This is a genomic window from Albidovulum sp. (genome assembly GCF_008933605.1).
In the GTDB taxonomy this organism is placed as follows: domain Bacteria; phylum Pseudomonadota; class Alphaproteobacteria; order Rhodobacterales; family Rhodobacteraceae; genus Albidovulum.
In genome coordinates this window covers 1-7,451 of the sequence record NZ_WBUS01000153.1, presented here as the reverse complement: position 1 = coordinate 7,451, position 7,451 = coordinate 1, and the positions used below count along the sequence as shown (strand labels likewise).

The window sequence follows — 7,451 nt, the reverse complement described above, 5'->3', positions numbered from 1 at the left end:
GGTCCGGATCGCCGCCGCGGCCACCTGCATCGCGCGGTGGAGCGCCGGCGCCACGTCCCGCTCCGGCGCCGTGAGACGCACGTTGCGCGACGACATCGCCAGCCCGTCGGGCTCCCGGATCGTCGGGCAGCCGATGACCCGGACCGGCATGTTGAGGTCGCGCACCAGACGCTGAACCACCTGCAACTGCTGCCAGTCCTTCTCGCCGAAGAACGCCCGCCCCGCCTGGGTCATCTCGAACAGCTTCGTCACCACCGTCGCCACGCCGTCGAAATGGCCGGGCCGGAATGTCCCTTCCATCGGCTCCGAGATGCCCGCGACCGACACCCTCGTGGCGAAGCCCGCCGGATAGACCTCCTCCGGCCCCGGCGCGAAGAGGACGTCGACCTTCTCCGCCTCCAGAAGCGCGAGGTCCTGCGCCTCGGTCCGGGGATACTTCGTCAGGTCCTCGGGATTGTTGAACTGCATCGGATTGACGAAGATCGTCACGATCACCCGGTCGGACTGCGCCCGCGCCGCGCGGGCAAGGCTCAGGTGGCCGTCATGCAGCGCCCCCATCGTCGGCACCACGCCCACGAGCATGCCCGAGCGCTTCCATGTTCCCACCCGGTCGCGAAGCGCCCCCGCGCTGCGGATCACTTCGGTCATCGGCCGGGTTCCGCGCCGAAGACATGCTCGGGCGCCGGAAAGCGGCGCGCACGGACCTCGGCGGCATAGGCCGCGATCGCCCGGTCGGCCTCGGCGCCGAGCTCGGCATAGCGCTTGACGAACTTCGGCCGGAACGCGGTGAAGAGCCCCAGCATGTCATCCACGACCAGCACCTGCCCGTCACAGTCCGCCGAGGCGCCGATGCCGATGGTCGGGATCGGCAGGGAGCGGGTGATCTCGGCCGCGAGCGCGTCGGGCACCTTTTCGAGCACGACGGCGAAGGCCCCCGCTCCGGCCACGGCGGCGGCGTCCTCGCGGATGCGGTCCGCGTCGCCGCCGCGCCCCTGCACCCGGTAGCCGCCGAGGGTGTTCACCGCCTGCGGCGTCAGCCCGACATGCGCCATCACCGGCACCCCGCGCGCCGCGAGGAAGGCGATGGTCTCCGCCATATGCGCCCCGCCTTCGAGCTTCACCGCCGCCGCCCCGGTTTCCGCCATGAGCCGCGCCGCGTTGCGGAACGCCTGCGCGGGGCCCTCCTCGTAGGCGCCGAAGGGCATGTCCACGACCAGCATGGCGCGGCTGAGCCCCCGTGCCACCGCCTGGCCATGCAGGATCATCATTTCCATCGTCACGCCGAGCGTGGACGGGAGCCCGTGCAGCACCATGCCGAGGCTGTCGCCCACCAGGACCATGTCGCAATGCGGATCGACCAGCCGCGCGACCGGCGTCGTGTAGGCGGTGAGCATCACGAGCGGCACGCCGCCCTTCCGCGCCCGGATATCCGGCGGCACCGGCCGCTTCCCCTCAACCGTCGCGCTCATTGCGATCCTCCCCCGGGGTCGTTGCACCATCATAGCTGCACTGCAGCATCGTTGCCAGCGATCTCTGTGCCAGCCAACCGCTTGATCGGAGCGCGAAACCGGCGAAAGATGCCGGCGATGGCCCGGTGCACCCCGGGCGGAACCGGGAGACCGAGAGATGTTCCACCGCCTCACCACGACCGCTGCGCTCCTCGCCCTTGCCGCCGGCCCCGCGCTCGCGGCCCAGGACACGATCACCCTCGGCATGGTGCTGGAGCCGCCGAACCTCGACCCGACCGCCGGGGCCGCCGCCGCGATCGACGAGGTGGTCTATGCCAATATCTTCGAAGGCCTCACCCGCATCGGGCCCGACGGCTCCGTCCGGCCGGCGCTCGCCGCAAGCTGGGACGTGGAGGACGGGGCGAAGGCCTACGTGTTCCACCTCCACGAAGGCGTGACCTTCCACGACGGCACGACCTTCGACGCCGAGGATGTGAAGTTCTCGCTCGACCGTGCCCGTGCCGAGGATAGCGCGAACGCGCAGAAGGCGCTCTTCGCCGGCATCGAGACGGTCGAGGCGGTGGACCCGCTGACGGTGAAGGTCACGCTGAAGGCCCCCGATGGCAACTTCCCCTTCAACATGGCCTGGGGCGACGCGGTTATCGTCGCGCCAGAATCGATCGCGACGGAGGCGACGAAGCCCGTCGGCACCGGCCCCTTCCGCTTCGTCGAGTGGGTGCAGGGCGATCATGTGACGATCGAGCGCAACGACGCCTACTGGGGCGAACCCGTGGCGCTCTCCAGGGCCACGTTCCGCTTCATCTCCGACGCGACCGCCGCCTTCGCGGCGATGATGGCGGGCGATGTCGACGCCTTTCCGAACTACCCCGCGCCCGAGACGCTCGCCCAGCTTGCCGCCGACCCGCGCTTCAAGGTGATCGTGGGGACCACCGAGGGCGAAACCATCCTCGCCATGAACAACAAGCAGCCAGCCCTCGACAACGCGAAGGTGCGCGAGGCCATCGCCCATGCCATCAACCGGCAGGAAATCATCGACGGCGCCATGTTCGGCTACGGCACACCCATCGGCACCCATTTCGCACCGCACAATCCCGACTACGTCGATCTGACCGCCCTTTCCGCCTACGACCCCGCGAAGTCGAAGGCGCTCCTGGCCGAGGCCGGCGTGAGCGACCTGAAGCTCCGCCTCGCGCTGCCGCCGCCCACCTATGCCCGGCGCGGCGGCGAGATCATCGCCGCGCAACTCGCCGCCGTCGGCATCCAGACGGAAATCACCAACGTCGAATGGGCACAGTGGCTGGAACAGGTTTTCAAGGGTCGCGACTTCGATCTGACCATCGTCAGCCACACCGAGCCTGCCGACATCAACATCTATGCAAGGCCGGACTACTACTTCCAGTATGGCAAGCCCGAGTTCGTGGCGCTGATGGACAAGCTCAGCGTCACCACCGGTACCACCGAACGCTCCGCCATCCTGAAGTCGGCGCAGGAGATGATCGCCGGGGACTACGTCAACGCCTACCTCTTCCAGCTCGCCAAGACCGGCGTTGCAAACGCCAGGATCGAGGGTCTCTGGGAAAACTCGCCGACGCAGGCCAACGACCTGACGGCGGTGCACTGGGTCGAGTGACCGCACGCACGTTCAACCCCAGCAGCCGCGGCTGGTGTCGCGGCTGTGTGTTCTTCAGGAGACGCGATGCCCCTTTTCCTCCGCCTCACCCCCGCCGCCGCCGCGCCGGAAACCGAACGTCCCGCGCCCGAGAAGGTCATCTCCGGCGATCCCGTCCACACCACCTGGAACGTGGAGGAACGCGACGGCCTCTATTGCGGCATCTGGGAATCCACCCCCGGGACGTGGCGCATATCGTATGACGAATGGGAATACTGCCGCATCCTCTCCGGCCGCTCGGTCATCACCGATGCAAGCGGGGCCAAGCATGCGCTCGGCCCCGGCGACAGTTTCATCCTCCGTCCCGGCTTCACCGGCACCTGGGAGGTGATCGAGACGACGCGGAAGGACTACGTCATCCGCCTCTGATCCGGTTCAGTTGATCTGCGTGAAGACGCCGCTGGGGTCAGCGACCGCCGCGGCGTCCGAGAGCGGCAACCCCGTCGCCGGATCGACGGCGACCGCGGTTCCGGTCACGGCTGACTGCGGCGTGACCACGCCGACCGGCGGCACGAACTTCGGCCAGGGAATGTTGCCCGCCCGGATCTGCGCCTGCACGTCCTCGGGGAAGGACGCGAGCGGCACCATCAGCCCGTGCGCGTTCTCGACCATCGGATCCTCGGCGATCGCGGACTCCGCCGCCGAACGGACATGGACATGCGTCCCCGGCTCCACCCGCGCGAAGAGGTCGAGGATGTCCTGGTTGAAGAGCCGGATGCAGCCCGCCGAGGTCGCCCGGCCGATCGTCGAGGCGTTGTTCGTGCCATGGATGCGGTAATAGGTGTCGCGCCCGCCGCGGTAGAGATAGAGCGCCCGCGCCCCGAGCGGATTTTCAAGTCCGCCCGGCATGCCGCCGGCGAGCGGACCGTAGATTTCCGGGTCGCGCCGGATCATGTTCTTCGTCGGCGTCCAGTTCGGCCATTCCCGCTTGCGCCCGACGATCGCGTCACCGGAAAAGCCGTAGCCCTCGCGCCCGACCGCGATGCCGTAGCGGATCGCCCGCCCGCCGTCGAGAATGTAGTAGAGCACACGCGCATGCGGATCGACGACGATCGTCCCCGGCGCATCGGGACCGGTGTAGTAGACCTCGGTCCGGGGGTTCTGCCCGGTCAGGTAGCCCGGCTCGACCGCCGGGATCGTGACGTCGGCATCCTGCACCGACTGGTAGCGCGCGACAACCTCCGGCGCGGGCGCGATGGAGGAGACGCCCGTCGCCGGGTCGATGCCCGGGCCCTGGCCCGGTGCGCCGCAGGCAGCGAGCGCGAGTGCGGAGAGAAGGGCGAAGGCACGGGCCACCGGGAGGCGCCGGGACAGGGCCGGAAGAAGGGTCATGGCAGGATGCAATCCGTTCTGTTGTCTTTCAACCGAACGAAGCCGCGACGGAATCGTTCCGTGGCGGTTCCTGTCCGGCGCTGGCGCCCATGTCCACCCGGACGGCGCCCGGGCGTCAAGGCCCCGCGCGCAGGATTTTCGGCGGCCGGGGCGAAGGGGTCACACCACACCGGATCAGCGGCTTTTCCCCACCCGGGACTGCCCGGGTGGGGAATGTCGGCGCCGCACGAAACAGGCGTACCGGCGCAGTTGCGGTCTTCAGGGCGGCGGGCCTCAGCCCACCACGTTGAACTCCGGCCCGTAGGGATAGTGGGTGATGTCCTCGTTGCCGTCCTCGGTGATGACGAGGATGTCGTGCTCGCGGTAGCCGCCCGCGCCCGGCTTGCCGTCCGGGATCGTCAGCATCGGCTCCATCGAGATCACCATCCCCGGCTCGAGAACCGTGTCGATGTCCTCGCGCAGTTCCAGCCCCGCCTCGCGGCCGTAGTAGTGCGACAGCACGCCGAAGGAATGGCCGTAGCCGAAGGTCCGGTACTGCAGCAGCTGACGCTCCTCGAAGAACTCGTTGATCTTCGCGGTGATGTCCGAGCATTTCGCGCCCGGCTTCAGCAGGCTCATGCCGTATTCATGGGCGGCCACGTTCGCTTCCCAGATCTTCAGGCTCGCATTGTCCACCTCGCGCACGAACATCGTGCGTTCCAGCGCCGTGTAGTAGCCCGAGATCATCGGGAAGGTGTTGAGGCTGAGGATGTCGCCGACCTCGAGCTTGCGCGCGGTGACCGGGTTGTGGGCGCCGTCGGTGTTGATGCCCGACTGGAACCAGACCCAGGTGTCGCGGTATTCGGCATCGGGGAAGCGGCGGGCGATCTCGCGCTCCATCGCGTCGCGGCCGGCCATGGCGATGTCGATCTCGCGCGCGCCGACGGCCACCGCCTCGCGGATGGCATAGCCGCCGACGTCGGCGGTATTGGCGCCGGCGCGGATCATCGCGATCTCGGCGGGCGATTTCATCATCCGCTGCTTCATCGTCGCGGGGGCGATGTCGACGACTTTCGACGGGGTCAGGAACGACTTCAGCTTTTCCGACTGCAGAAGCGTCAGGTGATCCGCCTCGTAGCCGATGACCTTGCCGGGGCCCGTCACCGAGAGGATCGCGCGCCAGTAGTTGTCGCGCTGCCAGTCGGTGTAGGTGATGTTGTCGCCGTGGCAGCGCCGCCAGGGCTGCGCCGCGTCGATGCCGGCCGAGATCGTCACGTCCTGGGTGGCGGTGACGACAAGGCCGTAGGGCCGGCCGAAGGAGCAGTAGAGGAAGCCCGAGTAATAGGCGATGCTGTGCATCGAGGTGAAGACGACCGCGTCGACACCCTGCGCATCCATGATCGCGCGCAACCCGCCGAGGCGCTGTTCGTATTCCGACTTGGCGAACGGGAGGACGCGGTCACCCTGGTGGAAACGGTACTGCTGTGGACGTTCCGTCATTGTCAGACCTCACTTCATGGGGTCTGGCCCGTGGCGCGAGACCCCGAAAGGTCCCGGCGTACAGGACTTCGGCGGAAATCTCCGCGAGCGAGGGGCCCTCGGGCCCTGTGGCGACGCCATCGCCACGACTCGGGGAGTCCTTTAAGCCGTGAGCGGGCGTCCGGCTAGTCTGAAAACGACACCCGTGCCGCAGTCGGATCATGGCGGGCGGCACCTGGCCCCGCGACAGCCCGCCGTTCCGGCGCCGGACCGGGGCCGATCCTCGCGGCAGGAACGCCGCGATGCCGAGGGATACGGCCGTCACCCCTTGCCATGTGCCCCCGGCGGGGCTATAGGGCGCCTCTCGAATACCCTGCGGGGCCGGCCAAGTGGCATTGCCGAGTCGCGCATTCACGTCTGACCAGGAGATGAAAATGCCCAAGATGAAGACCAAATCGGCCGCCAAGAAGCGGTTCAAGATGACCGCCACGGGCCGCGTCAAGGCGGCGGTCGTCGGCAAGCGTCACGGCATGATCAAGCGCTCGACCGACTTCATCCGCAAGGCGACGGGGACGATGCTCCTCTCGGACTCGGATGCGAAGATCGTCAAGAAATACATGCCCTACGACCGCTGAGGAGCCAGTCCCATGTCTCGCGTCAAATCCGGCGTCGTCACCCACGCCCGTCACCGCAAGGTCATCAAGAAGGCGAAAGGCTACTACGCCGCGCGTTCGACCAACTTCCGCACGGCCACGCAGGCTGTCGACAAGGCCAACCAGTACGCCACGCGCGACCGCAAGGCCCGCAAGCGCAACTTCCGCGCGCTGTGGATCCAGCGGATCAACGCCGCCGTCCGCCTCGTCGATGCCGAGATGACCTATTCGCGCTTCGTCAACGCGCTCGCCAAGGCGGGGATCGAGGTGGACCGCAAGGTGCTCGCCGACCTCGCCGTGCATGAGCCGGCGGCGTTCGAGGCCATCGTCGGAAAGGCGAAGGCCGCGCTCGCGTAATTCCTCTCTCCGAGGGACAGGAGAACCCCGCGAGTGCCGGAACGGCGCCGCGGGGTTTTTTCTTGCCGCCTTGCAATGGCGGGGCGGCATGGATAGCACAAGGTCCGCAACGGGCCGGAGGGTCAGATGGACGGATTGGACGCGCTGAAGGGCAGGTATCTGGAAGGGATTTCCGGGGCGGGCGACGAGGCCTCGCTGGAGGAAATCCGGCTGGCGGCGCTCGGCAAGAAGGGCGAGATCAGCCTGAAGATGCGCGAGCTTGGCCAGATGGCGCCCGAGGTGCGGCAGGCCGCCGGTGCCGCGCTGAACCGGCTGAAGGACGAGATCGACGCGGCGCTCAGGGCGAAGAAGGCGGCGCTGGCCGATGCGGCGCTCGACGAGCGGCTGAAAGCGGAATGGCTGGACGTGACGCTGCCGGGCCGGCCGCGGCGGCAGGGGACGATCCATCCGGTCAGCCAGGTCACCGAGGAAGTCACCGCGATCTTCGCCGACATGGGCTTTGCCGTGGCCGAG

8 protein-coding genes and 1 pseudogene are annotated in these 7,451 nt (G+C 68.2%); 5 read left to right on the top strand and 4 right to left on the bottom strand.

What is annotated here, in order from left to right; translation table 11 throughout:
* Positions 1 to 648: pantoate--beta-alanine ligase (panC, locus tag F9K34_RS15580; protein WP_291338041.1), on the bottom strand; the 648-nt coding region annotated here is incomplete at its 3' end.
* Positions 645 to 1,469: a 3-methyl-2-oxobutanoate hydroxymethyltransferase gene (gene panB / locus F9K34_RS15575; RefSeq protein WP_291338040.1), complete on the bottom strand. Its 825-nt coding sequence runs from the start codon at positions 1,467 to 1,469 to the stop codon at positions 645 to 647. The genes panC and panB, both read right to left, overlap by 4 nt.
* A 157-nt stretch (positions 1,470 to 1,626) precedes the next feature.
* On the opposite strand from panB, the gene F9K34_RS15570 reads away from it, so the two are divergent.
* Both F9K34_RS15570 and F9K34_RS15565 read left to right on the top strand, forming a co-directional pair.
* The gene (locus F9K34_RS15570) at positions 1,627 to 3,099 is read left to right on the top strand and encodes an ABC transporter substrate-binding protein (RefSeq protein ID WP_291338039.1); all 1,473 of its coding nucleotides are present in this window, start codon (positions 1,627 to 1,629) and stop codon (positions 3,097 to 3,099) included.
* A gap of 66 nt (positions 3,100 to 3,165) precedes the next feature.
* Positions 3,166 to 3,507 (top strand): cupin domain-containing protein, encoded by a 342-nt coding sequence (locus tag F9K34_RS15565; protein WP_291338038.1) that lies wholly within the window; start codon positions 3,166 to 3,168, stop codon positions 3,505 to 3,507.
* Positions 3,508 to 3,513: 6 nt separating this feature from the next.
* On the opposite strand, the gene F9K34_RS15560 is transcribed toward F9K34_RS15565, so the two are convergent.
* On the bottom strand, positions 3,514 to 4,470 hold the full coding sequence (locus F9K34_RS15560; RefSeq protein WP_291338037.1) for a L,D-transpeptidase: 957 nt from the start codon (positions 4,468 to 4,470) through the stop codon (positions 3,514 to 3,516).
* A gap of 273 nt (positions 4,471 to 4,743) precedes the next feature.
* Positions 4,744 to 5,949 carry an aminopeptidase P family protein gene (locus F9K34_RS15555; protein WP_291338036.1) on the bottom strand — a complete coding sequence of 402 codons (1,206 nt, stop codon included), beginning with the start codon at positions 5,947 to 5,949 and terminating at the stop codon, positions 4,744 to 4,746.
* A gap of 413 nt (positions 5,950 to 6,362) precedes the next feature.
* On the opposite strand from F9K34_RS15555, the gene rpmI reads away from it, so the two are divergent.
* From rpmI to F9K34_RS15540, 3 genes and pseudogenes are all read left to right on the top strand, one after another.
* Complete coding sequence (rpmI, locus tag F9K34_RS15550) at positions 6,363 to 6,563, top strand: 50S ribosomal protein L35 (protein ID WP_291338035.1); 201 nt, start codon at positions 6,363 to 6,365, stop codon at positions 6,561 to 6,563.
* Positions 6,564 to 6,575: 12 nt separating this feature from the next.
* The gene (gene rplT / locus F9K34_RS15545; protein ID WP_291338034.1) at positions 6,576 to 6,938 is read left to right on the top strand and encodes a 50S ribosomal protein L20; all 363 of its coding nucleotides are present in this window, start codon (positions 6,576 to 6,578) and stop codon (positions 6,936 to 6,938) included.
* 126 nt (positions 6,939 to 7,064) lie between these two features.
* A pseudogene (locus tag F9K34_RS15540) lies at positions 7,065 to 7,451 on the top strand (phenylalanine--tRNA ligase subunit alpha); the annotation flags it as partial.

Excerpts from the sequence above, each read along its gene's own strand:
- F9K34_RS15565 (WP_291338038.1), top strand. The coding sequence starts at position 3,166 with ATGCCCCTTTTCCTCCGCCTCACCCCCGCCGCCGCCGCGCCGGAAACC.
- panB (WP_291338040.1), bottom strand. The coding sequence starts at position 1,469 with ATGAGCGCGACGGTTGAGGGGAAGCGGCCGGTGCCGCCGGATATCCGG.
- rpmI (WP_291338035.1), top strand. The coding sequence starts at position 6,363 with ATGCCCAAGATGAAGACCAAATCGGCCGCCAAGAAGCGGTTCAAGATG.
- rplT (WP_291338034.1), top strand. The coding sequence starts at position 6,576 with ATGTCTCGCGTCAAATCCGGCGTCGTCACCCACGCCCGTCACCGCAAG.
- F9K34_RS15560 (WP_291338037.1), bottom strand. The coding sequence starts at position 4,470 with ATGACCCTTCTTCCGGCCCTGTCCCGGCGCCTCCCGGTGGCCCGTGCC.
- F9K34_RS15555 (WP_291338036.1), bottom strand. The coding sequence starts at position 5,949 with ATGACGGAACGTCCACAGCAGTACCGTTTCCACCAGGGTGACCGCGTC.
- F9K34_RS15570 (WP_291338039.1), top strand. The coding sequence starts at position 1,627 with ATGTTCCACCGCCTCACCACGACCGCTGCGCTCCTCGCCCTTGCCGCC.